A 25,275-nucleotide genomic window follows, 5' to 3' on the forward strand; every position below is an offset into this window, starting at 1 on the left:
CATTGGCCACCCTGCTCTGGCGTCTGGCGGTTTCGTGGCGGCTCGCGTTCACGCCCTGCTGGAGGAGCACCGGAAATGGCTTGCGCGGGTGGCCCGAGCGCGACAGGGCGTGGCTGCCAGGGTTTGGGCAACCCTGGGAACGGAGGCGCTTGACAGCGCCCACCAGGGTTCCTGGCGTTTCAAGGATTACAGGCTTGGTGCCCTACTCACGCGGAGATGCCCGTGAAGTACATGCGCAAGGACGTGTCGGAACTGCTGGCGGCGGTGGGGGGGAGCCCGGACGTGGCCACCCATGCGACGACGTCCACGTTCGGGAACGGCATCACCTACGTCTCCATCACCTACTCGGGGTCGGCCTTCCGGTGGGAGCCTCTCTCCGGCAGCGGCGGTCGCCTCTGCGAGGATGGCGCGGCCTACAACGGCGAAGACATGTCGAGTTGCTACAGCCATCCCTGACCTTCCCCGAAAGGGCGTCGAGAAACTCGAGCCCCGCCAGCCTGTCGTTAGAAGTGACAGATTGAATCCGCGCCGCAATAGCCCGGCCGGCCGTTGCACTCACACTCCCAATCCTCCGAGCAGAACTGCTCGGCGCAGAAGGGTCCGCCGCCTCCTCCTCCCCCGGAGCCGTAGGTGTACTGGCAGGAGAACTGGACACAGGCCACGGTGCGCGCGCTCGGGCACGCGTTCCAACAGTCCTGCTCCGTCTCGCAAAGGGCCTCATGGCAGAGCGCCGCCGTCGTGGACTCTTGCTCTGCCAGAGAGGCATCGCCCCGCGAGGAGCCTTCACAGATAGCGGCCGGAGCGGAGGCGAGCCCGGTCGAGGGCTCGGCGTGGACCACCGGGGCGAAGGAAACCAGGAGCGCGGCGCTCCAGGACAACAGATGGCGGAGGGGCATCATGTGGGGTCCTTGGGTCAAGGCACGTCGCGTCGGTGCGAGCGCCCCTGGGAGGGTACCTCACGAAAAGTGGGGAGGGTGTCCGTGATTCCGTATGGATATTCCATACGGCTCTACCGCAAGACGGTTCCGACACCTCGGGCCCTACGAGTCGTTTGACCCCCTGACGGGCCGCGCGCGTGGGTTGTCAAACACTCCTGGTGAATGTGGTCTCCCGTTTTGTTCACTCCAGGTGAGACCCTGGCCAGGCCAGCACCCGACGACGCATAGCGATTCCCCCGCGCCCCAGGAGCCACAGATGGCGAAGCAATTCATTACTCCGGCGAATCAAATCGACTTTCCCGATGATGAGCGGAAGCAGAGCGCCCTGAACCAGCAGTGGACGACCAACCTCACGGGCTTCACGAACCAGGGAATCGTCGGGAGCCCCTGGGCGGCCACCGAATCGGCTGACAACACCTACTACTTCAATCCGACGACCGCCGATACGACGGGGGCCATCTACGCGCAGATCCAGTGGAACGCCTTTCCCGGACGTCTCAGCTACTACTACGGCAAGATCGGCGGCGGAAAGGCCAACACCGAGGGAATGGTCCTTTCCGACGAAGACCTGCTCTCGCTGGCGGACACCGGGAAGACCCTCGAGGGCATTCCGTTCGCGCAACTGCCGCAGATCATCAATCCCTGCACGGAGGAGAGGAGCCGTTATGGCCCCTTCGGTCCCCGGGGATGGCAGGATGAGTACTGCGAGTGGAGTGTCCAGCGAGACAGCAACAACAACATCGTCCGGATCGACTTCACCTGTGAGAACCCAGAGTACATGAATTCACTCTGGATGATCGATCCGCTCAAGGTCCTGGAGTTGTATCAGCGGACCCTGAACAAGCCGCAGATCCAACTCCAGGACCTGGAGTTGAAGGATCCGGCCACCGGTCAGCTCGTGATCGATCCATCGACCGGGCGGCCGGCGTACAACCCCTTGAACAAGTGGAACAACGGCCCCGTGTCGACCAGCACGCAAGGGGGGGCCATGCACCTGACCAGCACGCCCAATACGCTCCAGACGGAGATCGGCCTGGGGGCCCTGGCGGCCCCGCGCAAGTGCGGCAACTCCGACGCGGAGACGCTCATCTGTTGTGCGAATTATGGCCAGCCTCAACGCAACAGTGATCCGCATATTGGCCAGAGCGTGAATCAGCTCGTCACGTCGCCCAACCCCAATGATCCTCCCATGCGGGCCACCCTGGCCAATCCCCCGGGCCTGTACATCCAACTGCCGGACTTCGCCGGCTCCAACTACAAGACGCCGGATGGCACGGATCCGGCGGCTTGCTGGACCATCGTGCGCGGCACCCAGACGCTGACCGTGGATGGCACCCAACTTCCCGGCAACTACATCCTGCATGCCACCTTCCAGGCCCCTCCGGGCAAGAACTGGACGGTCTCGGACATCACCATCAACGGTAGGAAGATCCAGTGGGGCGGCCAGGTCGCCCAGACCTTCCTCATGCAAATCACCGGCATGGCCATTCCCGCGCAGGAGGCCGCGCCCGTCAGGGACTGCCAGGGGGACCGGACGCCGCCGCTGCCCATGCCGTTGCAACTCTTCCACGCCAACGTGTTCAACGCCCTCATCAACACCCCGGTACCCAACGTGATGGGCACCGAGATGAACCTGGCCAGCAACAGCACCCTGATCGCGCCGCTCGTGAGGCCGGGGCAGTCGGACATCCCCCTTGTGCTGACCGCCTCCGTCCCGGGGTCCACCTTGCCCACCGTCTCCTTCGGGGAGGGGATCTCCGTCACGGTGAAGGGCATGCGGACGGTGAAGTACGCCGTGCCGGGCAATACCTACCCGGATGAGGCGCAGGTGCTCGAGCTGCTGGTGAGCGTGAGCGCCAACGCGGCGCTCGGGCTCCGGGGCGTCTGGATCAACCAGGCCCAGTCCCCCATCGCGTTCCCCGCCGCGCTGAACGTCGTCGCTGGTTAGGGAGAACACACCCATGCCCCCACTTCCCATCCCGCTCGGGCGTCTGGTGCTCCCGGGGCTCCTCTTTCTCGGGGCCTGCGTCAGCCGTCCGTCCATCCAGGAGCCGGCGGGCACCGAGGCCCGGACGGCTCCTCCGGTGGCCAAGGACTCCTCGGCCCGCGCCCCCGCCCCGCGGTTTTCGTGCAGCGGCACCCAGAACATCCAGTTCGGTCCCAACGTCCCGCCGGATGTGAGCCGTGTCACCAGCCAGCTCGACGCGAATTGCTTCGCCTGGTCGGAGTTCATCTCCCTGAACTGGCCGGCCGCCGCCATCCTGCCGGATGGTGGAACGACGGGCGCCTCCTTCGGCGCGCCCGGCGATCTCGGGGCGGTTCAATGGCAGACGTTCATGAGCACGGAGCAACTCTTCCTGCCGGACGGCGGGACGCCACCTCCGTGGGGCACTCCGTCAAGGATCTCCGAGGACTGTCTGGCCGAGGCGAACGTCAGCCCGGAGCAGGCCAGCTCGATGCTGGCGCTGAACGTGGTTTCGAAGTTCGAGACCCAGTTCTCCTCGGGGAGCGGCAATCAGGCGTTCCCTCGCGATCTCCCCGCGTGGCTGGGCGCCAGCCATGGCACCAACGTCTGGTACGAGGTCCGGATCAGCGAGCCTGAATACACGTATATCGTGGACGCGGGGCTCTACAACGCGGCCAACCAACTGGCCCTGGTGGATGGGGGCGCGGGGAGCCCCATCGTGAACCCGATGGGTTCGTGGCAGCCGAATACGATGGGTGCTCTCGAGCTGAAGGCGGCGTGGATGGAGGTGCCCAATCCCCAGGACAGCCGGTGGAATGCGTACAAGCTTTCCCCGGCGGTGGTGGTGGAGCCGGCGACCCAGAAGTGCCGGGCCACCACGGTGGCGCTGGTGGGTCTGCACATCATCCACAAGACGGTCACCCAGCCCACCTGGGTATGGGCGACCTTCGAGCATGTGAACAACGCGCCCGACCACGGCGCCGACGCCGGGACGACGAGCTGGAACTTCTACGATTCCCAGTGCAAGCCACGGACGATCGCTCTGGACAAGTCCTGCTCGGTGGACGGCGGCACCTCGGTCACGGTGGGCTGTACGCCGAACGAGCCGCCCCCCTACTGGCTCGGTGGCGGCTGCCCGGCTCCGGTCCCCATCCAGGTGACTCGGGTGACACCCATCGAGTCGACCGCTCAAGAGCGCTCGATAAATCCCAGGAAGTGAAAGCTGGGTGATCCAAAGGTGGGTGGGGAAGGCAAAGCCCCACCCCTGGGGTTCGGGTGCAAGAGGTACCATGTGAAGTAGGCAGGGGGAGTGAGCCAGAAGAAAGCGCGGGCAGCAGAGGGAAGAGTCCGGACGAAAGAGCCGGACAGGTCGCAAGGCTGGCTGTTCAAGCAGATGCCGGAGCAGTTGGTGGAGCCGGAGCACCCGGTGCGGGTAGTGGCGGCGGCGGTGGAGGCGTTGGACCTGAGAGGCTTTCTGGCCGGGGCCAAGGCGGTGGAGGGACATGCGGGACGCCCGGTGACAAGTCCCCGGTTGCTGTTGGCGCTGTGGGTGTACGGGATTGAGCAGGGAGTGGGGACGGCGACGGAGCTGGCGCGCCGGTGCGAGGAGGACAGGGCGTACCAGTGGCTGGCCGGTGGAGTGAAGGTGAGCCACGACAAGCTGAGCCAGTTCCGGGTGGAGCACCTGGAGGTGTTGCAGCAGGTGTTTACCGACGTGCTCTCGGTGCTGTTGCAGCAGGGGCTGGTGAGTTTGGAGCAGGTGGCGCAGGACGGCACGCGGGTGAGGGCCAGTGCCTCGGCGCCTTCGTTCCGGCGGGAGCAGTCGCTGCGGGAGTGCCAGGAGCAGGCCGAGCTGCACTTGCAAGCGGTGCTGGCGCAGAAGGACGACCCGGAGCTGACGCGTGGGCAGCAGGCGACACGAGAGGCCAAGGCGCGTGACTACCAGGCGCGGGTGGACGCGGCGCTGGAGGCGATAAAGCAACAGCAGGCCAGGAAGAAGGGGGCGGACAAGGAGAAGGTGCGCGCCTCCTCCACGGATGCGGATGCACGGGTGATGAAGATGGCCGATGGGGGTTTCCGACCCGCCTACAACCTGCAATTCGCGGTGGCTGGGGAGGCGCTGGGAGGGCCGCGAACGATTGTGGGAGTGGAAGTCACCAACCAGGGCAGCGACATGGGCAGCGTGAGCCCCATGGTGGAGCAGATTGAGCAACGCACGGGCCAGGTGCCCGAGCCGCGTGCTGGCCGATGGCGGCCATGCCACGTGCGCAGACGTGAAGCAGTGCGCGGCCAAGGGGGTTGAAGCGCTCATTTCGGTGCCCGAGCGCATGGCCCAGGCCGGGCAGCAGGGGGACCATTCCCCCGAGGTAGAGGCGTGGCGTGAGCGCATGCGCACCGACGAGGCCAAGGAGCAGTACAAGGCCCGCGCCGGCCTGGTGGAGAACGTCAACGCGCAGGTGAAGGGGCGCTATGGCCTGACGCAGGTGACGGTGCGGGGGCTGGACAAGGTGAAGTGTGTCGCCTTGCTGGTGGCCCTGGCGCACAACCTGGCCGCACACGGCCAGCCTCTGGTGGATGCGCTGCTGGCGCGCCAGAGCGCGCTTGCCGAGCCGGCTCACCTCCTCGAGCTGGCTCCAGGCAACGCGGCCTCTCTCGGTGGCGGCATCAGTCCGGTGCCGGTGGACCAGGTCACCGCCTTGCCTGCTGGCTTCTGACGGCCAGCCCCCTGCCGCGTGTGGTGTGACCGGGCCTCTCAGGCTCCAACCAGGCGATGAGCCCCCGGGCTGTGTGGTTGAATCCCGCTCTCGCCTGCTTCCCACCTGTACAACCCCCCCCCTCCAACTCCGCGCCTCGGGATGGGCGATTTCCTCCGCCCTCCCCTCCACTTCCTGATCGCGCTCTGCTCCCGCGAGGGATTTATCGACTGCTCTTCAGGCCGCCAACCAGACCGTCCAGGCCGCGATCGCCGAGAACTACCCGGACTCCGTCTGGAAGAACTACGTGCTGGTGAACACGCTCTGGTCCACGGCTCCGAGTCAGAATCCCACGAAGCCGGTCAAGGTTCCGCTGCCCTTCGCCGGTGCGACTCCGTCCAACAACATCCCCATCGCGAACACGACGATGGAGACGTATATCCAGACGGGGTCTCCGGACAATGCGAGCAATTGCATCAGTTGTCACCGGAACGCGAGTATCGCTGGGGATTCGGGGTGGTCTTCTGACTTCAGCTTCGTCTACGGACTGGCGAGTTCGTCGCCGCCACCCGGCGAGCCGCTGAAGCTCAGAAGCCCCGCGCCAGGCAAACCGCAGAAGGTGGTGTTCCCACCGACGATGCGGCGAATCCTTCGCTGAGTGCCAGGAGTCGGCGTCGCGTTCACGCGCGACGCCTTCTCAGGAGGCGAGCCCACTTCTTGATGTGTTCGGGCTTGCTTACGCCTCGAACAGGATGCGGGCCGGGGCCTCGAACACGCGGGTGATGACGAGCTCGCGATCGGCGAGCGACTCATTTGCGCTTGCGGCTGTTGTCATGGTGCCTCTCCTTTTGCATCAGGTCCTTCACGTACTCGTCGAGCTGGTCGAAGCTCTCCTCCCAGAAGCGGCGGTGGTCGCCCCCGTGAGCGGCGCCGCGTTGCGGCGCACGGGGCGGAACTGGGCATCGCGGCCCCGCGAGACGAGCCCCGCGTGCTCGAGCACCTTCAGATGCTTCGAGATGGTGGGCTGGCTGAGCTGGAAAGGCGCCACGAGCGATAAGGTGTCAAAGCGCTCGTTTCGACACCTGCCACATCCGAGGGGTGGTGCCTTCGAGAAGTTCCTCGAGGAGCTATTCGACGCCTACGGCCTTGCGGCGCGTGAGGCCTTCCATCTCCGAGGTGAGCAGAGCAGCTTCTTGCTCGGGACTGAGACCTATCGAGGCCCCGCACGCCCGCGCCCTGCAATTGCTCCAGGGCCTCGCGGCGCATGCAGAGGGACCAGGGGTTCTGCATGACGAGCTGGCCGAAGTAGCCCAGGCCGCTTCCCTGAAGCGGGCCGAAGCGCGCTCCCGATGTCAGCACGGCGTAGGAAGGCGCCAGGGGGCGCACCAGCTCGCGAAGCCGGATGAGCTCCTCGTGCGGAACGGGCCAGGAATCCAATAGCTTCTCCTGGTCCCCGGGCGGCAGACCCGACAAGTCCACGCACGGGTATTGGCCCATCGTATATTCCTCTGGCGGTAAATCACAGACAGGGCAGCGCTCCACACCGGGCAGCCCCCACTTGTGGACAGCGTTCAGGTTGCCCGTGTAGCGGGGCGATGAGTCTCGCTCCAGCTCGTGGAATTTCATGTGGTCGATTCGCGAGCCCGAAGTTCAAGGACGCCACGGTGGATGCGCAGGTGGACTTGCTCCGGAATGAGCATCGTCCATTCGTGGATGTTGATGCCGCAATCCCTGAGCCAGGTCCTGAACTCCTGCGCCTGGGGGAAGAGGCGGTGCTTGAGCATCGTGCCTTCGAGGCGCGGAAAGGCGGGGAGGATGCCCTGGCGGTAGCGGAGCCCGGAGACATCGTCCTCGTCGCCGCGGGCGACCCCAGTGGAGCTCATTCATGAAACAGGCAGCCCTCACAGCCGCGCACCTCGCTCGCGGACGATCGAGTTCGTTCTTCCCCTGATTCGACAAGTGCTGCACCTCACTTCGTGCGCAGGAGTCGCCGCCAGCGGACGAGCACTTGACGTTGGCGGTGGATGGGCCAATCCGGCTCGATACTGGGGGCTTGGCCCAAGAGAAGCGCCAGCTCGAGGGTTGCTCGAGCGCGCACTTGGAAGGAACTGCGAGCTGCCTCCAGCTCGTCGAGGCATGCTGTTGGTGAGAAGGGGCGGCCATGACGAAAGCGCATGGCTTTCTGGAAGTGGGAGGCATGGTCCTTCCACCAGTGGCGCCATGCTTTCTCATCAGTACTCGGTTGCTCGACCGCTCGGTCTGGAGCGTCCTCGTCCTCCTCATCGGGAATATGCACTTTCTGGGTCAATCCTGCTCCAGTGACGAGCGCCAATGCGGAAGCGGCGGCGAGCCGGAGCGCGAGCTGAGGCGACGCGAGGTGCTCGATGAGCTCAGGGATGGTGGAAGCGATCCCCAAGATGCCGAGTGCCTCGAATGCGGACGAGGCCAGGGAGGAGCGCGCGCAGAGCCGGCGTAGGAGTGGCACATCCTGTTCTCTGCCGGCGAGCGCGAGCAAGCGCACGAGCGGAGGAGATGGGGTGTTGGACTGGCAGAGCTGACGGCAGACCTGCAGGGCTCTGGATGAGCCCAGGAGCAGGGCGGCTCGCAGCATCGGCTCGGCGTCGTCCGGTGGAAGGTGGCTCAGGGACTGCTCGACGAGAGGCAGTGCGGGCCCGTAGCCCAGGTGGGCGAGGGATAGGGCGGCGGTACTACGGACCTTGGAGTCGGCATCCTCACGTAGCAAGCGGATGAGGTGCTCATGCTCACCTTCCCGACGGTAACCGAGAAGACGCGCGGCTGTGGCTCGGATGAGGGGGCGCTCGTGAAGGGCTGCCTGGATGCAGACGGACACCCATTCTGGATGCCGTGCGAGTGCGATCGCCTCGAACCAGGAAGGCAGGAGTTCCTCGTCGGATTCTATTCGGACCTCCAGCACGCGTGAGATGGAGGATTCCTCGGGAGCAAGCGATGCCAGGACGTGGACGGCGGCCATGAACTGCCCCATGTCGCCCTCGGCGATGAGCTGGCGGGCACTCCGGAGCGCCACGTGACCTCCAGCGCGCAGGGCGTCCATGTGGCGATCGAGCCGGGCTTCCATCTGCTCCGCGTCCAACCAGGAACGGTCTGGTGCATGAAAGCAGCGCTGTCGCTGCCGCAAGAGGAATTCCACCTCGGATTGATGCTCTTCCTGGAACTCGCGGATGAACTGTTCGGCGTCAGGGTGGCCCAGGAGCGTCTTGAACATGGGAAGGGGCGGTGTATGCAATGGGCTGTTCACCGATACCGGGCAAGCCCCAGGTTGTCCTTGAGGAGCTCCGCGAGCCGCTCGGCTTCCTTCTGGTTCAGAGCGGCGAGCTCGATACTGGGCAGGAAGCCAGGGGCCTCATAGGCGTCGATGACCGCATCCCCTCGCTCGTATGCTGGCGACCATTCCGCTCCGAAGGGAAGTCGCTCGAATCCCAACTTGAGGCAGATTTCTCCCAACACCTGCAAGCCCTTTCCTTCGAAACGGTCCGTCCATGTCGTGGTTGCATACAGACTTGCGCGGTGAGGAAGTAGCGGCATCCGGATGGACGTCAGGGCGGAGCTGAAGAGCGCATCACTCAAAGATGCATGGTCCAGACGGGCACGTGCCGGGAAATCCGGGCTGGGTTCTCCGCGAATGACAGGGGGATCGTTTGCCGACCTGCGGCAATCCAAGAAGAGATCCGAGCCCTGGGCCCCCGTGTCCATTGCGAAGAGCACGTATTCACGAGAAGGAGGGTGCCAGCTCTCTTCCGTGTAGTACTCGAGGAGGGCCTCAATGGTAGGGTCCATGACTCCCTCATAGATGATGAGCTTTCCCGTGCTCCGGCCCATGCATTCCAGGAAGCCACGGTGAACCGATGGCAGGCGGCGTTCCAGTATGTCCTCGAGCTGCCCTATTTTTTCCCTGCTGGCCCCATCAATTGTGGTGATGAACTCCGGGTCATATCTGGCAATGTAGTCCAACAAGGCGCCAATCTGCTCTTCCAAGGCGGGACTCCTACTCGAATCGGATGATGCTTGTTCGTATGGCCCGGATCAGGTGGATGGCTGTGCGGCACAAAGCATCTGGGGGATGGCCAGTTTGCAACTGTCGCAGGACTCGATGGAATGGTTGTGCGTGTGTCCCGACTTGGAACCACCACACCAGGCCTCTGTCATTGCGAGCGGGCTACAACCCCGTTTCGCCGCTTGCTGGATGAGCTTCTGTGCTGCGCAGTTTCCAGGCTCATTCCCACCGTTCTTCCTCTTGACCGTGATGGGCTTGCTGCTGGGCAGATTGACAAAGCCATCCGGATAGACGGACGGCTTGAATCCGGCGGCGCGAGCCACGTCTTCCCACCCATCCAAAGGCTGGGGAGTGGCCGGATTGCTGGGCGGTCCCGAAACCGCGGCATAGGTGTCCTGATGGGGAGGTGGGCCAGGGCAGTCCGTGATCAAGACGCCGACCATCTTTCCGCGCCGATTGCCGGGCTTCTGGATGCCCTGACCATAGCCAGATTCGAGAGCCGCGATCATTCTCGCGGTCTTGTCGCGGCTCTCCTGGGTCTGCGGGATATCGAACGGAGGGTGATCGGCCATCGGCTTTCCGCAGTGGGGACAAACAGGCTCGTCTGTGTTCGGGTAGCTCCCCATGTACCCACCGCCGAGCTGCGGCTCCCCACCTGTATTGTCCGCGTTGCCATTGTGCCGGCAGATGTCCATGAAACGGACGACACCTCTCCCCTCCACCTTCACGTCAATGCTGGAACTGGCCCAACTCATTCTCCCCTTCGTCTTCGCCGAGATGAGGCCGCCTCCGGCCGTGCCTGGCTCGTCGCCCGTACTTGTACTCAGATAGGAGTTGGCCAGTGCGATGGAGTGGCCCTCGATTTCAACACTCGTGGAGCCATTCGCGAGGTCGCTGTCCTTCGCGATGTTGACGTACGGCACCGGCACGGGCCCACCCGGACTCGGCGTCTTGCATACATCTGGCGCCGGGCAGGTATTGGTCAGCCCATCTCCTTGATGCACCACGGAACGGCCGTTGACGAATGCCTTCATGGTTGACCCTCGACGACGCAGGCGCCGACGTGTCCCGTGTCGGAGCATCCATGAACCAGGACACGCGCGGCCTGCCCGTGAGCTGGCTCCAGTCTACCCACCCGGTGCAATGCGAGCCCCAAGCCCATGGCACCCGCGGCTGCCCCCACGTCTCCCAGTGATTCAGCCACGAGCCGAACCACGAGGGGCTCTGGCATGAGGGGAGCGTTGCGCAGGCTCGCCCAATGGAATTCACGCGCCCAGAAGCTCTCCCCCGTCTGGCAGGAAAGGACCTCGTCCACCTTCCGGCCCCCCACCAGGGGATGCTGGTGGAGTTCGCGAAATACATCCGTCAATCCGTCTGCCAGGTTGGGCTCCTCCTGGAGGAAATGATGGCACTCCTTGGCCAATGCAAGAGCAATCACCCAGCCTTGCGGCTTGGGGCCCCGTACGTCGAAGTGGGCCGCCGAGGTTAGCAGGAAGAATCCGGCCCCCTCTCCTGGAATGATGCCGTCACGCTGGGCGGTCCCCTGAATGCGATTCTTCCTGGATAGATGACTCAAGGACGCGACATCACACATCGAGTCCACCGCTCCCACCAGGACGCGCGAGTACCGCTGACTCCTCAGGAGCTCGGCAGCCTGAACCAGAGCGGAAAACAACCCGGCGCGCCCCTCTGTTCTCAGCCCGGACGCGGGCACCTCGAGCCGCACCGAGCCCGCGGTGTCCCGCAGCGCCTCGAGTAGCACTGTCTCCTGTACTGGAGCGCCGCTCTCTGGCGTCGGGAGAGAGAGCACCAAGGGCAACCGCTCGGCCTTCTCGGCCTGCCCTGTACGCAGGCATTCCTCCAGCGCGGTGACGGCCATGGCGGCCATGCGCTCGGTGCGCGAGAGCCGAGGCTCCAGTAGCGTCAATGTCGAGGCAATCACTGGCTGCCTCGCCCTATCACGTAATTGTGAGGAACGGAATCGGGTGGTGCCAGCGACCCACTCCGCATGCGTCATCCGGGCAGTCAGCCCCAGGGGCGAACACAGCCCGATTCCAAGGATCGCCAACCTTGCTGGTGCATGCGTGGGCCTCGTCATGGAAAGCACTCCTCCCAAGGCTCCAACACGCGAACTACGCTGTATTCGTGCGCAGCGAGCTGACGGTGTGCGGGAATGGTCGCGCGCCAGATGAGCGACAATACCTGTTCATCGGGTTCCAGGTGGACGGCATCCAGTCGCAATTCACGCAACTCCTTGCGATGGCTGAAGTACACCTTCACCCCCAACCGGCGTCGTGGCAGTGGGAATGCGTACTGTCCATCTGGAGAGAAGCCAGAGAGCACGACCTGCTCGCCACCTCGTAGGGGCACCTCCGTCCGCAGCCCTGGAGCAGCCGCGAAGAAGAAGCGCTCCTCGAAGTCTCGGGGCCACAATGGAGCCCGCCGCTCCACCCACTGCGCATCGTAGGTTCCGGCTAGCGCCAACCGGGGCTGCCATCCACGAGCAATGGGACCGAAGCCCGCAGGTTCCTGGCGGTCGGTGGGGGCTTCCATGCACCGCAGCGGGTCTTCCAGGTTGGGCAGGGGACAGTCCACCGCCTCGCGCACCGAGGCGTAGAAGCCACGCCCCACCGGGTTACGTGGCTCATAAGAGGGAGGTTCATCTCCTCTCGCCTGTGCCACGCCACCAAAGCTGCGCTCGTACAGGAGCGACATGGACTCGAAGGGCAGAGGCTCGGAGGGCCGAGGGCCCAGCACTCCGTTCTTCCAGAACCTGTCCCCCCACACCTGCACGCCTTTCTTGCACGGTCCCACTCGAACCGCCGCGAGCATCTCCTTCACCGGCCGACCACCTGGAGCCCAGGCCGTTCCGGACACGTACACATCCGTGCCTGGCCGACTCCAGGCCGTTTGTGCCTCATACCTCAGGCTGGAGCGGCCGGGCTCACCCCAATACACATCAGACAAAGGGGGCGGCGGTTGCTCGTCGCTCGGCTCCAATGGCTCCGAAGTGGGTCGACCTGCTTTCGGCAACCGGAAACGTCCAGCCGCGCATATCACCAGAACCTCGAGCCCCTCCTTCGTGAGCGACGGGAAATCCGCTACCGCGAAAGGGCTGAGGTTCTTCAGGTTCGGCATTCTCTCCCCCCAGGAGCGGCCGAGCATACCTGACTCCTGAGACCCCGCGAGTCCCAAGCCCAGTGCAGGCCACGCCTCCACTCGGGTCAGAGCCTCTCGAAAGAGGGGCTCCGCAGAGGTGTCAGAGGACTCGTACAGCGATGTTGTAGAAGGTGGCGCCGCACTCGTCGGCGGTGGCGCGCGCCAGCAGCATCTTGCCGCAGCCCGGCGGGCTGTAGAGGAGGCTCCGCCGGCCTTCTTCCGGAATCGCTCGAAGAGGCTGGGCTTCTGGCGGGGCAGGATGATGCGGGCCGCCCACGTCGGCGAAGGAGAGGGGCGGCTGCGGAGGCGCGAGGACGAGGTCTACCTCGTTGGCGATGATGAGCGTCGAGGCGTCGGCCAGCCGGAGACATCCACGTGCTCCGGCAGCGATGCGACGTCGAGCACATACGGCTCCGGGACACTGTGGCCCATGGCGACACCACAGGTGGGGCACGGAGGATGGGGGGGGCAGGCAGTCCGGGTGGAACCGTCCGTGGATTTCGAGCTGGATGTCTCGCAGCTCGGGTGCGCGTCTGGTACGGAACCGCACCTGGGTGAGGCAGTCGGTGAGGCCCCGCACGCCCGCGCCCTGCAACTGCTCCAGGGCCTCGCGGCGCATGCGGAGGGACCAGGGGTTCTGCATGACGAGCTGGCCGAAGTAGCCCAGGCCGCTTCCCTGAAGCGGGTCGAAGCGCGCTCCCGATGTCAGCACGGCGTAGGAAGGCGCCAGGGGGCCCACCAGCCCCAGGCACATGCCCAACCCCCGTGGATGGCTTCGGGACGGGGGTCCGGCTCGGCCGTTCGAAGAGATGGCCGCGGCTAGCCACCGTGCCGGGCGATGAGTGCCTCCGCCTCGGCGGGGTGGTGCTTGCACTCGAGGAGCGCGCGGAGCACGAGCGGCGCGACGATCGTCGCATCGGACTCGATGACGAACATGGGCGTCGTCTCCGTGAGCTTGTCCCATGTGATCTTCTCGTTGGGAGTCGCTCCGGAGTACGAACCGTACGAGGTCGTCGAATCGCTGATCTGACAGAAGTACGCCCACGGCTTCACGGGTTGGGCGAGGTCATACTTGATCGACGGCACGACACAGATGGGGAAGTCCCCGGCGATGCCTCCACCGATCTGGAAGAACCCGATGCCAGCGCCCGCCGAGAGCTCCTGGTACCGGTCGTAGAAGTCCGCCATGTACTCGATGCCGGACTTCACGATGCTGGCGTTGCACTCACCCGTCTTGACGTACGAGGCGAAGATGTTCCCGAAGGTGGAGTCCTCGTAGCCCGGCACGACGAGGGGCAGTCGCGCGCGCGCCGCCGCGAGGAGCCAGCAGGCCTCGGGATCGCCCTCGTACGCCCCGGGCTCGATGGCCTGGATCACCTCGTAGAAGTACTCGTGCCAGAAGCGCCGCTCACCGCTCGCTGTCGCCCGCTGCCACATGGGCACGACAATCTTCTCGACCGCTCGGAACGCCTCGTCTTCGGGAATGCTGGTGTCGGTCACCCGGCGCATCCGGTCGGCGAGGATCTTCGTATCATCCCCCTTGGTGAAGTACCGGTAGTCAGGGAAGTCCTTGTAGCTGTGATGCGCGACGAGCCGGAAGAGCGACTCCTCGAGGTTGGCCCCCGTGACCGAGAGGCCGTGGATCAATCCGGCGCGAATGGCGGGAGCGAGTGAAATCCCCAGCTGGGCGGAGGACATCGCACCGGCGACGGCCCAGAACATCCGCCCGCCCGCTGAAATGTGGCGCCAGTACGCGAGGATCGCGTCACGCGTCGCGCGTGCGTTGAAATTCTTGTAATTGCTCAGAACGAAATCGAGAACGGGGAGCCTGGCATCGGACACGGTCGGCCTCCTGGGAGGGGGTCAAGACTCGGACGACGCCAATCACTCGAACGCCATCCGAGGACGCCCTACGGCAACGACGTTCAGTCGCGCCGCCATCGGAGCGTCGAATGGCTGGGCGGGTAGGTAGCACGAAAGGACGGCGCCGTGTCAATGCTCGGTGCCGCCCCCGTTCCGACACCTCGGTTCCCACCCGGGCTTCAGGCGTCCTGCGCCGCCGGGGGGCCGGCCAGCCGGCGGAGCAGCTCACGCGGCTCCACCCCGAACACATGCTTGAGTTGCTCGCCAATCAGTGCCACGCGGGAGGACAGTTCCCCATTCCCTCCCAGGCGCGCGTCCAGCACGGTGAGCCGCTCGATGGGCGCCTGCCCCACCGGGCCGAGCAGGGTCTCCAGCAGGGGTGCGAGCTTCTGGGCGAGGAGGATCTGCCGCGCCGAGCCGTCCGAGTCCTCCCAGGTGCGCGCCATCGCCGAGAGGGAGGTGGCGGTGGCCCGGCCCTCCTCCACGATGCGGGAGGCCGCCCCGCGAGCCGCCGCTACCTGCTCCTGACGCCGCGCCTCGGCCGGCTTGAGGACGTCCGCCTCCAACAGGAGCCGCACCTGCTCGATGCGCACCCGCTGCACGTCCACCTCCGCCCGGGCCCGCGCCAGTTGGGACGCCACCGCGCCCCGCTCCTCGGCCACCCGGGCGGCTCGCCGCGCCTGGGCCTCCAGGATGCGCCGCTCCGCGTCCGCGCGCGCCATGGCGAACTCCGCCTCCAGGCGCGCCACCTCGCGCACCTCGCGGTTGTGCGCCGCGCGCTCGGCCGCCAGGGTCCGGTTCTCCGCCTCGGCGATGCGCGAGCGCATCTGCAGCGCCGCGGACTGCTTGCGGCCCAGCGCGTTGAGGAAGCCCCGGTCGTCCGAGACGCTCTGGATCTTCAACGTGTCCAGCACCAGCCCCAGCTTGTTGAGATCCTGATCCGCCTCCTGGAGCAGGCACTGCGCGAAGCGGGCCCGGTCGCCGTTGACCTCCTCGGGGGTGAGGGTGGCCAGCACTCCGCGCAGGTTGCCCTCCAGCGTCTCCTTCGCCACGCGCACCACCTCCTCGCGCGGCTTGCCCAGGAAGCGCTCGATGGCGTTGCCGAGGATGGGCTCCCCGCTGGACACCTTCACGTTGGCCACCGACTCCACGTTGAGGGGGATGCCACCCTTCGAGTAGGCGCCCTGCACCCTCACGGTGATGACCATGTTGGTGAGATCCAACGAGTCCACGCGCTCCAGCAGGGGGATGCGCAGGCCGCGCCCGCCGTGCACCAGGCGGTAGCGCGCGGGCCGCCCCTCCACGAGCCGCCGTGTCCCGGAGAAGACGAGCACCTCGTTGGGGTGGCAGATGTGGATCAGCCGCTGCACCACCCCGGCCACCGTGGCCACGGCCAGCGCGAGGACGACGACGAGTACGATGAACACCATCATGACCAGGCCTCCTCTCCCGCTTCCTGTCCCGAGCCGTCCTTCGCCGGAGGGCGGGGTGCCTCGCGGGGTGGCCCGCCGAGCACCGCGGGGATGTCCACCCCCAGGGTGGAGGAGACCTCCCGGAGCAGCTCCGCCACCGCGGCGGGGTACGCGCGCAGGTAGCTCGCCAGGGTGGCGCCGTCCCCCGAGTCCAGCAGGGATACCGTGTCCACCCGCACCCGGGACGCGGCGCCCGCCACGGTCCCGAGCAGCTCCTCCAGGTGCTGGAGGACGAACATCTCCAGCGCGTGGCCCCCGGTGTCCCGCCAGGCCTCCGACACGAGGGCCAGGGACTCGGCGGTGGCGCGTCCGTTCTCAGCCACGGGCGCGGCGTCCCCGGCCGCCTCCAGCTCCCGGGCGCGCCGCCGGGCCTCCGCCGGGACGATGACGTCCGCTCTCAACCTCAGCTCCTCCAACACGGCGCGCACCTCCTGCAGTGCCTTCTCCGCCTCCGCGCGCGCCTCCTCGGCTGCCGCCAGGGCCCGCTCCTCCTCCGAGCGCGCCTGGGCCTCGAGTCCGGCCCGCTGCTCGGCCAGGGCATGGTGGTGCTGCTGGATGCGCGCCTCCGCCTGGGCCTCGGCCACCCGGGCCCGGGCATGGGCCGCCGCCTCCAACTCCTCGGCCGCGCGCACCGCGTCGGACTCGGCCACCTCCGCCTCGCGCAGCACTTCGGAGATGCGCACCCGGCCGATGCTGTCCAGGTAGCGCCGCTCATCGGAGACGTGCTGGATTTTCAGCGTGTCCAGCTGCAGGCCGAGCTGGCGGAGATCCTCCCCGGCCTCCTCCGTGAGCCGATCGGCGAAGGTGAGGCGATCCTCGTTCACCTGCTCGGGCGTCATGGTGGCCAGCACGCCACGCAGGTGGCCCTCCAGCGTCTCCCGGGCCACCTCGGAGATGGTGGCACGGCCGTGCCCGAGGAAGCGCTCCAGCGCGTTGCCGAGCACCTCGGGCTCGGAGGACACCTTCACATTGGCCACGGCCTGCACGGTGAGGGGGATGCCGCCCAGCGAGTAGGCCCCGGAGATGGACATGGGGACCGACAAGAGGCTCACATCCATCCGCTCCACCCGCTCCAGCAGGGGAATGCGGAAGGCGCGTCCGCCGGCCACCACCCGGAAGCCCACCGGGCCGCCATCCCGCGCGCGGTGCGTCCGTCCAGCGAAGACGAGCACCTCGTTGGGCCGGCACACGTGCACCAGGGCCTTGGCCACCAGCAGCGCCACCACGACGGCCAGCAGCACCGCGGCGCCGAGCACCAGGGGGAGGAACCACTCGTTGCTCCAGGACGGGTCCATGACTGCTCCTCACGAGACGGGAAGGGGTGGCTGGAGGCCGCGAGGCTCCTCGGCGGAGACGACTCGCACCGAGCCGTCCTCCAGGACGTCATGCACGAACACCTGGTGGGCGGGCGAGAGAGGCACCACCGAGTCGCCATGGGCGAGGAGGTCCACCGTTCGACCCCTCAGCTCCACCCGCACCTTGCCCGGCTGATTCCTCCCCACCGGCACCACCACCCGGCCGAGCCGCCCCACCACATCCTCGGGCCGCACCACGCTGCCCACCTCGGCGCGGCCCAGGCCCCGCAGCACGCGCGAGGCGATGAGCCCCGCGCCCAGCCCCACGCCCGCCGACAGTCCCGCGGTGAGCAGCGTCCCCGCCTCTCGCGCCAGGGTGGACAGGAGCACCCCCGTCAGCCCGAAGAAGGCGAGGAAGAAGGTCCAGAAGAACAGCGAGGCCAGCGGGAGCGCGCGGCCCAGGGCGCCTCCCTCCGCGGCGCCCTCTCCGCCCTCGAGCCCGTCCACGCCCCCGGCCTCGCCGCCGAAGAGCAGCGAGAGCAGCAGCAGCCCTCCACCGATGATGAAGCTCGTGACGTAGAGCGCGAACATGTGGCCCTCCGCGCGAGGCGATGATGCCCCGGTACGAAACAAGCTGGGGCCGGGCCATGCCCGCGGCGAGCGAATTCGTATGCTGCTACGCGATTGCGCGGCCCGGCACCCACCGAGCCCAGCAGGCGCCGGGAGGGCGACTGGCCGCCCAGGCCCTCGCCGCGCCTGGTGGAAGGTTCCTCTCCCGCTCGGGGAGTGGGCGGGCGCGAGGTCCGGTGGTACATGCGCCTCATGACGAGCCCAGACGACCTCGAGGCCTTGGTTCAGAATAAGGAGAGCGGCACCGGACCCGCCTTGTCGCTCCGGGGCCGCGGTCTGGCGGTCCTTTCCGAATCCATAGGTGCGCTCACCGGGCTTCATGAGCTCGACGTGACGGGAAACCAGCTCACCTCCCTCCCGGAGAGCATCGGCCGCTTGACGCGCCTCACGCGGCTCCTGGCCGACGACAATCAGCTCGCGTCGCTCCCCGAGTCGCTTGGCCAATTGACCGGGCTCGAGCAGCTCTTCGTGGACGGCAATCAGCTCACCTCCCTTCCCCCGGCCATCGAGCGGCTGGCGCGCCTCGAGCGGTTGGACGCGCGTGGCAACCGGCTCACGGCCGTTCCAGAGAGTCTCTGCCGTCTGCGTGGGCTCGAGGACCTGCGTCTGGGAAGGAACCGCCTGACGTCGGTGCCCGAGTCGCTCTGGCACCTGACAGCGCTCGAGACGCTGGATCTCTCGGAGAACCAGCTCACGTCCCTGTCCGACGGCATCGGGGCGCTGTCGAAGCTACGAATGCTGGACCTGGGTCACAATGCGTTGACCCACCTGCCCGAGTCGCTTGGCAAGCTGACCGGTCTCTCGGGTTACCTCTACCTCAGCGACAACCGGTTGACGTCCCTGCCCGCGTCACTCGGGAAGCTGAAGGCGCTGCGGTATCTCAACGCCACGGACAACGCGCTGCGGGCCCTCCCCGAAACCCTGGGCGGGATGGAGGCGCTCGCGGAGCTCCGCTTGTACAACAACCAGTTGGCGGTGCTCCCCGAATCGCTGGGCCAGCTGGCGAACCTCAAGGAGCTCCACCTGAAGAACAACGCATTGGTCTCGCTCCCCGGGTCCATCGGCCGGCTGACGCGTCTCAGGAAGCTCAGCCTGGAGAACAACCGATTGACGTCCCTCCCGGAGTCGATCGGCGGCCTCACCCGCCTCTCGGAGCTCGACTTGAGGAACAACAGGCTGGGTGCGCTCCCCGAGTCGCTGGGCGGGTTGACCCACCTCGCGTACCTCGACCTGAGGGGCAACCTGCTGCGTTCCCTCCCCTCGAGCATCGGAGAGCTCCCGAACCTCGAGAAGCTGGATCTGCGGTGGAACAAGCTGTCGTCGCCACCCGGGTGGCTCGAGCGGCTTGAGCGGCGCGGATGTACGGTGTACCTGTGACGGCCGCCCCGCCAGGCGGGGGCGCGTGAGTCGTTAGCGCTTGTCCTGGCCGCCCGTGTCGCCGAGCCTGCCACGCTGAAGGGCGCGCTGATGGGCGGGGCGTGCCTGCAACCGCTCGAGATAGGTGCCGAGGTTGGGAAGGGATTGAAGGACTTCCTGGGCGCCCGTGAGCCGCGCCGCTTCCAACACGAAGCTCATCTGGATGTCGGCGGCGCTGAAGGTGTTGCCCACCAGGTAGTCCCGCTCCCGGAGCGCTCCCGAGATGTAGCCGAAGTGGTTCTTCACCTCGCCGGAGATGCGAGGCATGAATGGCGCGCCCGCCTCGCCCGTACGTCCCACGTACAGGTTGAGCACGAGGGGCAGCATGGCCGAGCCCTCGGCGTAGTGCAGCCAATGCACGTAGTCGTCGTACTCGGCCGAGTCCGGCGCGGGCGCGAGCCGGCCCTGACCATGGCGGCGCACCAGGTAGTCGATGATGGCACCGGACTCGACGAATGCCCGTCCGTTGTCCTCGAGCAGGGGGAACTTGCCGAGCGGATGGATGGCCTTGATCTCGGGAGGCGCGAAGCCCGTCTTCGGGTCGCGCGGGTAGACGACGAGCTCGTAGTCGAGCCCCAACTCCTCCAGGAGCCAGAGGATGCGCTGCGAACGGGAGTTCACGAGGTGGTGCAGCTTGAGCACGGGGTTCCTCCTTGGACGCGTCTTGCGGACCACGCCCAGGTTACGCGAGGCGAGGGTGCGGCCACTACTTCCGCTCGAGCAGGGCGAGCCGCAGCCCGAGCCCCACGAACACCAGCCCCGTGGCGCGCTTGAAGAGGGTGGACGAGCCCACGTGGCGCTTCGTCCACTGACCGGCCCCGCTCGACACGAGCGCCACCACCGTGTTCACCAGCGTGCCGGAGGCATTGAAGAGGAACCCGAGCAGGACGAGCTGCGCCGACACGGGGCCGCGCATCGGGTCCACGAATTGAGGAAGGAAGGCGAGGAAGAACAGGGCCACCTTGGGGTTGAGCACGTTGGTGACGACGCCCTGGCGGAAGATGGCCCACAGGCGGGCGCGCTCGACGGTGGGCGCGGTCAGCGTGGTGTCGCGGCTGAGGAGCGCGCGCACGCCGAGGTAGAGCAGGTAGGCCGCGCCCGTGAGCTTCACCACCTCGAAGGCGAGCGGCACGGCCATGAGCAGTCCGGAGAGCCCCGCGGCGATGGCGAAGGTGTGCACGAGGCATCCGGCCGCGATGCCCAGCGCCGAGACGATGCCCGCCTTGCGGCCCTCGCTCACGCTACGGGCCACCACGTAGAGCATGTCGGGGCCGGGCGTCACGTTGAGCGCGAGCGTCGCGGCCAGGAAGAGCATCGAGGTCGTCAGGTCGAGCATGGCGAGGCTGTATCACGCTCGGCGGCACGCGCGCGCCGCGAGGCCGTTGATTCGAGCCCGGATTGCGGTGCTCCCCTTGCCACCCGCATGATCCAGCCCTCCTCATTCTACCAGCTGGAGGTTCCCATGCGGCGACTTCTGTGTGTTGTGGCTCTGTGTACTCTCGGGATTACGGCTTGCGGTACGAACGACGCTGCGGAGGAATCAGAAGTGCTCGGGAGCACCCGTCAGGGGCTGGCCTGTGAGTACGGTACCGGCTACTGCCCCAGCACCTCGACGTGCGCCTGGTTGCCGGACAACCCGGACGAGGGTCTCTGCCGCCCCCGCTGCGTCAACGGCACGTGTCCGTCCTCCAGCCAGATCTGCTGCACGCAGCCCAACGGCGCGCCGTACTGCAACAGCTTCTGTTACTGACGCCCCCGCGTCCCTGCCCTCCGAGCGCCATGCCCCCGTCGACGAGGAGCGTGGCGCCCGTGAGGGAGGCCGCCTCTTCCGACGCCAGGAAGGTCACCGCGGCGGCCACATCCCGGGGTTCCCCCGGGGGCGGGAGCGGCTGCGGGGCCTTCCTGGTCTCGGCGACCTGCACGTGAACGGTCTCCACCCGTGTTCCCTTCGTCCGGACAGCGGCGGCGCGGTGATGCCGGGGAGCCGCTCGGGGACGGCGACGTCATCCTCGTAGCGCGGGTGGAAGGTGCGTCGCGCGAACCGCCACTGTCCATCTTGCTTCACGAGTTGGTCGGAGGACGTGCCGACAATCTGCCTGGCCGTGCGGGTTGGTCGTTCTGCATCCTATCCTTCAGCGTTGTTTCACCTGGGGGAAAGGCCAGCGCCATGGCGAAGGAGTACCGGAGTCCTGGGGTGGGGGAGGGCGGCGGTACGCAGCTCGAGGCTCGGCGGCTCTCGCGGCGCCCACCGCGGTGGGCGCCGACCGCGCTGGCGCTCCTGGTCGCTGTCCTGCTGGCGGCATGTGCCACGGGCTACCCCATGGGCGGAACGCCGACAGGAGGCGCGCGCCACCGGGGACATTCTCGGTGGGTGAGCCCCGGCGCGGAGGAGCAAGGCGGCAGGGGCCGGGGGGCGGCCGGAGAGAGGCCGTATGCTCCCGGCGAGGGCCTGGAGGCCGCTGCCGCCGACGCGGAGGCCAGTGAAGGCGCCGAGGTGGAGGTCTGCGCGGCAGTGGGTGACGGAGCGGCAGGCTGGCCCCGAGGGTCGGCGCGCCGCGCGAGCAAGGGGGACGAGCAGGAGGAACTGGAGGGCACGGGTGTGGGGTGGCCGGATGGGGTGGGCGACGGTCGGCCCTTCGAGGTGCCTATGTCCCTCGACTACTTCCAGGGCTTCCTCGTGCACGCCGGGGTGCCCATCACCGCGGTGCCCGGAGACGGGAGCACGTTGTCGCCCCAACAAGCGTTGGAGCTGGTGCCGCACCTGCTTTCCACGCCGGTGACACTGGGCAACTTCGGCCCGCGACGCGTGGCGGCGCACCTGCTCCTGGAGGCCGCCACGGGTGGAGCTCCGGTGTCCCGCGACGAGCTGCACGTGCGGATGCGGCGCTTCTCGAACGTGCTCGTGCTGCGCCCGGACGGATACCTGGCGAGGCCCACCACGGGCGTTGCGGTCCAGAAGGCGGGCGCGGTGGCACTGGCCAGGGACGGGACGCTGCGAGCCGGCGGCTTGGAGGTGGGCCCGTTCTACGCGATCGACGGCGGGTATCTCTTTCCCGTGAACGAAAAGCTCGAGGTGCCGAAGGGGGCCCGTCCGGTGGGCATCTACGAGCCGGACGACAACTCCGGGCTCGCGGTGGCCGAGGGCGCGGTGCTGGCGGTGGTGGATATGGTGGAGGGCCTCTACCGGCTCGTCTTCTACACGGGGGATACGCTGGAGGGACTGGCGCAGCTCCCAGGCGCCGTGCGGCAGCTCTACGAAGATTCGCCGCGGCTGTGGGAGGAGTTCCGCCACAAACCTCATGCGGAGAAGGTGCGTACCGTCTCCCGGCTGGCGACCGGCATGGTCCTGACGGTGGGCACCTCGGGGGCGGGGGCCGCGAAGGCGGCATCGTGGGGTGGGAAGCTCGGTCGCATGACGGTGCCTCTGCTGTCGCTCTCGGGAGACGGACTCCTGGCGGTGCGCCTGGTGGTGGTGCCAGTGGGTGGTGTCGTCGCAGTGGCGGGCAACGCGCTGAGTGCCACCTACGTCCTGCACATGGCCAACACGGGCGCCCAGGGCGCGGGGGGCGGTGGTGGGTGGCCTCCGATAGGCGGACCCGGGCAGTGGGTGGAGGACACCTCCAGCATGTCCGAGCAGGCCCGGGCCTATCAGGCCCAGGTGACAGGTGCGCCGAGGCGGTGGGCCTACAAGGTCTGCCATGATGGCGATTGTGTGGAGTATGATGGATACGATCCAAAGGCGGGGGTTCTGCTCGAAGCCAAGGCCCGCGGGTATGACCAGTGGTTTCTTCCAAACCTCGGACCGAAGTTCACCTTTCAGGGCCTGGACGCATTGAGGAAGCAAGCGCAAAAGCAGTACAAGCTGGCCAAGGGAATGCGCGTCCGTTGGCATGTTGCGGAACCCCGCATGGTTACCGTTTTCAAGAAGCTGTTCATTGAATGGAACGTCGCGGAGATTGAGGTGGTCTACACCGTACCGCTCGATTGAGGCCTACCACGCATGAGTGATGTCTACTATGCCGCTGCGTATTGGGGCGGCCGCCGGGAGTCGGCGGAGGAGTGTGCACAACGCGCGGCGACCTTCTTCAGTCTGTTGTCGGGGTGTCACTCCGACTACGGCCGCTGGTATGAGAAGGCAAGCTCACGCAAGAAGGCGCTCCAGCTCCAGTTCGAGCCCACGCGCGAGACGTTCGTGCGCTTCTTCAGCGAGAAGAAGTACCAATCTGGGGGTGACGGCTTCAGCTTCGATGCCTGGACGGGCCACCCTGGGAACCAGGGCGGGATGGTTCTGCTTGGGTGCGGCGAGGGCGGCGAGAGGGTTACGAATCTTGCTCAGCTCTACTTTCCCTCTGAGCCACCGGGCAGCGACCGGCTCGTCCGGCTTCCTGTGCTCTCTGGAGTGGTGAGGGCCATGGTGTCGGCCTGGGAGCCGGACTGGGCAGTCGTTACTCCTCGGGGTTTCCGAGAGCAGGTCTCTAAGACGGAGCTTCCCGGCACTTTCATAGGTTGGCTGACATATTACTCGGGACAGTGGGGGGAGGTGCCAACCTTGCCGGAGCCAGTACAGATCGAGCCCGTGGGGGACAAAGGCACGCTCGTCGTTCTCACTCCTGAACGTTTGGAAGCGGCGAATGCCAATCACCTGGCGCTCGGCCGCCGTGTTCAGCAGGTGCTTGCTGAGGCAGGATTGCTCAAGCGGGTGGGTGAGCGGGTCCGAGCGGCGGTTACAGACAGTCCGACGGGACCAGCAAGCACCTGAGCAATGCCAACCTACACGGACAACTGACGATGGCCTCAGTCATGAGCTGCTTGCTTGCACCGCAATGGGGCGGAGTTGATCAAGCGGTTGCCGAACTCGCCATCGAAGAAGCAAATCGAAGTGGTGGCGGGGCTCGGCTCACGAGCCCCGCGCCACACTCACGGCTCGAGTGACTGGGGGGGCGGCCTGGCGCTGAAGACGGGCACGTGTAGCACTTGCCCTGATGTTCGAAGATGGCATCCGGGCAGGGTGCCTTCAGCTCGTGAGGTACCCAGCAAGCACCCACCAACTCGACCTCCGCGTAGCGAGCGCAGGGGGGACGCTTCTGCCCCTTGAAGGGCTCGCGAGGCAGGGGCCGGGCGAGAAGCGGGAGTCCCGGGGTCTGGTGTCCCCGAGGCTGCTGGTGAACGCGTCCAACACCGCGGTGTCCGGGGGCGCCTCCTGGTCCATGGGCGCTGGTGCGCTTGCCACGGCGTCCGGCTCGCTGAAGCCCAGGACACACGCGCTGGCAACGCCCGCCATCACCCATCCCAGGTGCCGCCACCGACGAGGGTCGTTGGAGGAGACGGCCTGGGACATGCGACGCACGCCAGCGAGCACATCCTCCAACGTGCACAGCAGCGTCTCCGTGGATTGCTTGTCGGGGGCCACGGACCAGGGCGTCTGTTCCACCTCCAGTGCCAGGTAGCCCGGCGAGGCCGAGCTCACGCAGCGCTCCCGCCAGTCCGTCAGCGGCTCCGCGCCGTCCGCTTCAGCGGGTTTGAACAGCAGGGCCGTCGTCCCGCTCGTCTCGTTCCTGGCCCGGAAGAGCTCGCCCCGGCCAGGCTCGTCCAGCGGAACCTGCTCGCGCAGCTGGTACGGCCCCAACCGCTCCACTTCCTCCCAGCTCGACTCGTCTGTCTCGTCCACGCGTGCTCCTCGCTGGCCCCGAGCACTCGAGGCCCGGAGCCCTCCTTCGCATCGAGCGGTGCCCTCGCTCCAGGAGGTGCATGGTGGCTCCGGGCTTGCCTACTCCACAAGTGCCGGGCGCGGGCGAAGTCCCGCGAGAAAG

The 25,275-nt window shown here is 66.9% G+C and carries 26 protein-coding genes and 1 pseudogene; 9 read left to right on the plus strand and 18 right to left on the minus strand.

Annotation, left to right across the window (positions count from 1 at the left end):
- Positions 1 to 222: 222 nt before the first annotated feature.
- On the plus strand, positions 223 to 456 hold the full coding sequence (locus JQX13_RS15165; RefSeq protein WP_203409730.1) for a hypothetical protein: 234 nt from the start codon (positions 223 to 225) through the stop codon (positions 454 to 456).
- Between the two features lie 47 nt (positions 457 to 503).
- Here JQX13_RS15165 and JQX13_RS15170 read toward each other — a convergent pair whose 3' ends face one another.
- The gene (locus JQX13_RS15170; RefSeq protein ID WP_203409731.1) at positions 504 to 899 is read right to left on the minus strand and encodes a hypothetical protein; all 396 of its coding nucleotides are present in this window, start codon (positions 897 to 899) and stop codon (positions 504 to 506) included.
- 295 nt (positions 900 to 1,194) lie between these two features.
- Here JQX13_RS15170 and JQX13_RS15175 point away from each other — a divergent pair, with 295 nt between their 5' ends.
- The 4 genes from JQX13_RS15175 (at position 1,195) to JQX13_RS56290 (ending at position 5,618) form a co-directional block, all read left to right on the plus strand.
- Entirely contained in the window at positions 1,195 to 2,886 is a 1,692-nt protein-coding gene (locus JQX13_RS15175) for a hypothetical protein (protein ID WP_203409732.1), read from the plus strand.
- 13 nt (positions 2,887 to 2,899) lie between these two features.
- The gene (locus JQX13_RS15180; RefSeq protein ID WP_203409733.1) at positions 2,900 to 4,123 is read left to right on the plus strand and encodes a cytochrome c family protein; all 1,224 of its coding nucleotides are present in this window, start codon (positions 2,900 to 2,902) and stop codon (positions 4,121 to 4,123) included.
- Between the two features lie 90 nt (positions 4,124 to 4,213).
- Positions 4,214 to 5,206, plus strand: a complete 993-nt coding sequence (locus tag JQX13_RS15185) for a transposase (protein ID WP_203409734.1) — start codon at positions 4,214 to 4,216, stop codon at positions 5,204 to 5,206.
- Positions 5,178 to 5,618 carry a transposase gene (locus tag JQX13_RS56290; protein WP_430384177.1) on the plus strand — a complete coding sequence of 147 codons (441 nt, stop codon included), beginning with the start codon at positions 5,178 to 5,180 and terminating at the stop codon, positions 5,616 to 5,618. Before JQX13_RS15185 ends, JQX13_RS56290 begins: the two co-directional genes overlap by 29 nt.
- A 321-nt stretch (positions 5,619 to 5,939) precedes the next feature.
- On the opposite strand, the gene JQX13_RS55375 is transcribed toward JQX13_RS56290, so the two are convergent.
- The 13 genes and pseudogenes from JQX13_RS55375 to JQX13_RS15250 form a co-directional block, all read right to left on the minus strand.
- Positions 5,940 to 6,074, minus strand: a complete 135-nt coding sequence (locus tag JQX13_RS55375) for a hypothetical protein (RefSeq protein WP_275424996.1) — start codon at positions 6,072 to 6,074, stop codon at positions 5,940 to 5,942.
- A gap of 385 nt (positions 6,075 to 6,459) precedes the next feature.
- Positions 6,460 to 6,645: an ArsR/SmtB family transcription factor gene (locus JQX13_RS56295; protein ID WP_239014761.1), complete on the minus strand. Its 186-nt coding sequence runs from the start codon at positions 6,643 to 6,645 to the stop codon at positions 6,460 to 6,462.
- Positions 6,600 to 7,223, minus strand: a complete 624-nt coding sequence (sitI6, locus tag JQX13_RS15200) for a SitI6 family double-CXXCG motif immunity protein (protein WP_203409736.1) — start codon at positions 7,221 to 7,223, stop codon at positions 6,600 to 6,602. Before sitI6 (JQX13_RS15200) ends, JQX13_RS56295 begins: the two co-directional genes overlap by 46 nt.
- Before the next feature lie 32 nt (positions 7,224 to 7,255).
- A pseudogene (locus tag JQX13_RS15205) lies at positions 7,256 to 7,429 on the minus strand (DUF2380 domain-containing protein); the annotation flags it as partial.
- 137 nt (positions 7,430 to 7,566) lie between these two features.
- Positions 7,567 to 8,841: a HEAT repeat domain-containing protein gene (locus JQX13_RS15210; RefSeq protein ID WP_203409738.1), complete on the minus strand. Its 1,275-nt coding sequence runs from the start codon at positions 8,839 to 8,841 to the stop codon at positions 7,567 to 7,569.
- A gap of 29 nt (positions 8,842 to 8,870) precedes the next feature.
- A complete protein-coding gene (locus tag JQX13_RS15215) occupies positions 8,871 to 9,611 on the minus strand; it encodes a hypothetical protein (protein ID WP_203409739.1) in 741 nt (246 codons plus the stop codon).
- Positions 9,612 to 9,659: 48 nt separating this feature from the next.
- Positions 9,660 to 10,664, minus strand: coding sequence for a DUF4150 domain-containing protein (locus tag JQX13_RS15220; RefSeq protein WP_203409740.1), 1,005 nt, complete (start codon positions 10,662 to 10,664; stop codon positions 9,660 to 9,662).
- Positions 10,665 to 11,724: 1,060 nt separating this feature from the next.
- Positions 11,725 to 12,795 carry a DUF2169 family type VI secretion system accessory protein gene (locus tag JQX13_RS15225; protein ID WP_343211093.1) on the minus strand — a complete coding sequence of 357 codons (1,071 nt, stop codon included), beginning with the start codon at positions 12,793 to 12,795 and terminating at the stop codon, positions 11,725 to 11,727.
- A 94-nt stretch (positions 12,796 to 12,889) separates the two neighbouring features.
- The gene (gene sitI6, locus JQX13_RS15230; protein WP_239014762.1) at positions 12,890 to 13,543 is read right to left on the minus strand and encodes a SitI6 family double-CXXCG motif immunity protein; all 654 of its coding nucleotides are present in this window, start codon (positions 13,541 to 13,543) and stop codon (positions 12,890 to 12,892) included.
- A gap of 65 nt (positions 13,544 to 13,608) precedes the next feature.
- Entirely contained in the window at positions 13,609 to 14,631 is a 1,023-nt protein-coding gene (locus JQX13_RS15235) for a deoxyhypusine synthase family protein (protein ID WP_203409742.1), read from the minus strand.
- Between the two features lie 200 nt (positions 14,632 to 14,831).
- Positions 14,832 to 16,085: a flotillin family protein gene (locus tag JQX13_RS15240; RefSeq protein ID WP_203409743.1), complete on the minus strand. Its 1,254-nt coding sequence runs from the start codon at positions 16,083 to 16,085 to the stop codon at positions 14,832 to 14,834.
- The gene (locus JQX13_RS15245; RefSeq protein WP_203409744.1) at positions 16,082 to 17,419 is read right to left on the minus strand and encodes a flotillin family protein; all 1,338 of its coding nucleotides are present in this window, start codon (positions 17,417 to 17,419) and stop codon (positions 16,082 to 16,084) included. Before JQX13_RS15245 ends, JQX13_RS15240 begins: the two co-directional genes overlap by 4 nt.
- 9 nt (positions 17,420 to 17,428) lie before the next feature.
- The gene (locus tag JQX13_RS15250) at positions 17,429 to 18,010 is read right to left on the minus strand and encodes a hypothetical protein (RefSeq protein WP_203409745.1); all 582 of its coding nucleotides are present in this window, start codon (positions 18,008 to 18,010) and stop codon (positions 17,429 to 17,431) included.
- 231 nt (positions 18,011 to 18,241) lie between these two features.
- On the opposite strand from JQX13_RS15250, the gene JQX13_RS15255 reads away from it, so the two are divergent.
- Positions 18,242 to 19,426 (plus strand): leucine-rich repeat domain-containing protein, encoded by a 1,185-nt coding sequence (locus JQX13_RS15255; RefSeq protein WP_430384178.1) that lies wholly within the window; start codon positions 18,242 to 18,244, stop codon positions 19,424 to 19,426.
- A gap of 33 nt (positions 19,427 to 19,459) precedes the next feature.
- Here the strand turns inward: JQX13_RS15255 and JQX13_RS15260 are convergent, their stop codons facing one another.
- Together JQX13_RS15260 and JQX13_RS15265 are read right to left on the minus strand one after the other, a co-directional pair.
- Positions 19,460 to 20,107: a glutathione S-transferase family protein gene (locus tag JQX13_RS15260; RefSeq protein ID WP_203409747.1), complete on the minus strand. Its 648-nt coding sequence runs from the start codon at positions 20,105 to 20,107 to the stop codon at positions 19,460 to 19,462.
- A 64-nt stretch (positions 20,108 to 20,171) separates the two neighbouring features.
- Positions 20,172 to 20,801 (minus strand): LysE family translocator, encoded by a 630-nt coding sequence (locus JQX13_RS15265; RefSeq protein WP_239014763.1) that lies wholly within the window; start codon positions 20,799 to 20,801, stop codon positions 20,172 to 20,174.
- Between the two features lie 210 nt (positions 20,802 to 21,011).
- Between JQX13_RS15265 and JQX13_RS15270 the strand changes: the two genes are divergently transcribed.
- Positions 21,012 to 21,215 (plus strand): hypothetical protein, encoded by a 204-nt coding sequence (locus JQX13_RS15270; protein ID WP_239015575.1) that lies wholly within the window; start codon positions 21,012 to 21,014, stop codon positions 21,213 to 21,215.
- On the opposite strand, the gene JQX13_RS15275 is transcribed toward JQX13_RS15270, so the two are convergent.
- Positions 21,133 to 21,402, minus strand: a complete 270-nt coding sequence (locus JQX13_RS15275) for an SDR family oxidoreductase (RefSeq protein ID WP_343211094.1) — start codon at positions 21,400 to 21,402, stop codon at positions 21,133 to 21,135. The two genes, JQX13_RS15270 and JQX13_RS15275, sit on opposite strands and share 83 nt — an antisense overlap.
- Positions 21,403 to 21,632: 230 nt before the next feature.
- On the opposite strand from JQX13_RS15275, the gene JQX13_RS15280 reads away from it, so the two are divergent.
- Together JQX13_RS15280 and JQX13_RS15285 are read left to right on the plus strand one after the other, a co-directional pair.
- Complete coding sequence (locus JQX13_RS15280) at positions 21,633 to 23,453, plus strand: Tox-REase-5 domain-containing protein (RefSeq protein ID WP_203409750.1); 1,821 nt, start codon at positions 21,633 to 21,635, stop codon at positions 23,451 to 23,453.
- Between the two features lie 12 nt (positions 23,454 to 23,465).
- Complete coding sequence (locus tag JQX13_RS15285) at positions 23,466 to 24,224, plus strand: immunity 52 family protein (protein WP_203409751.1); 759 nt, start codon at positions 23,466 to 23,468, stop codon at positions 24,222 to 24,224.
- 255 nt (positions 24,225 to 24,479) lie between these two features.
- Here JQX13_RS15285 and JQX13_RS15290 read toward each other — a convergent pair whose 3' ends face one another.
- On the minus strand, positions 24,480 to 25,133 hold the full coding sequence (locus JQX13_RS15290) for a hypothetical protein (RefSeq protein WP_239014764.1): 654 nt from the start codon (positions 25,131 to 25,133) through the stop codon (positions 24,480 to 24,482).
- Positions 25,134 to 25,275 lie beyond the last annotated feature (142 nt).

The sequence above is a fragment of the Archangium violaceum genome (assembly GCF_016859125.1).
Lineage (GTDB): Bacteria > Myxococcota > Myxococcia > Myxococcales > Myxococcaceae > Archangium > Archangium violaceum_A.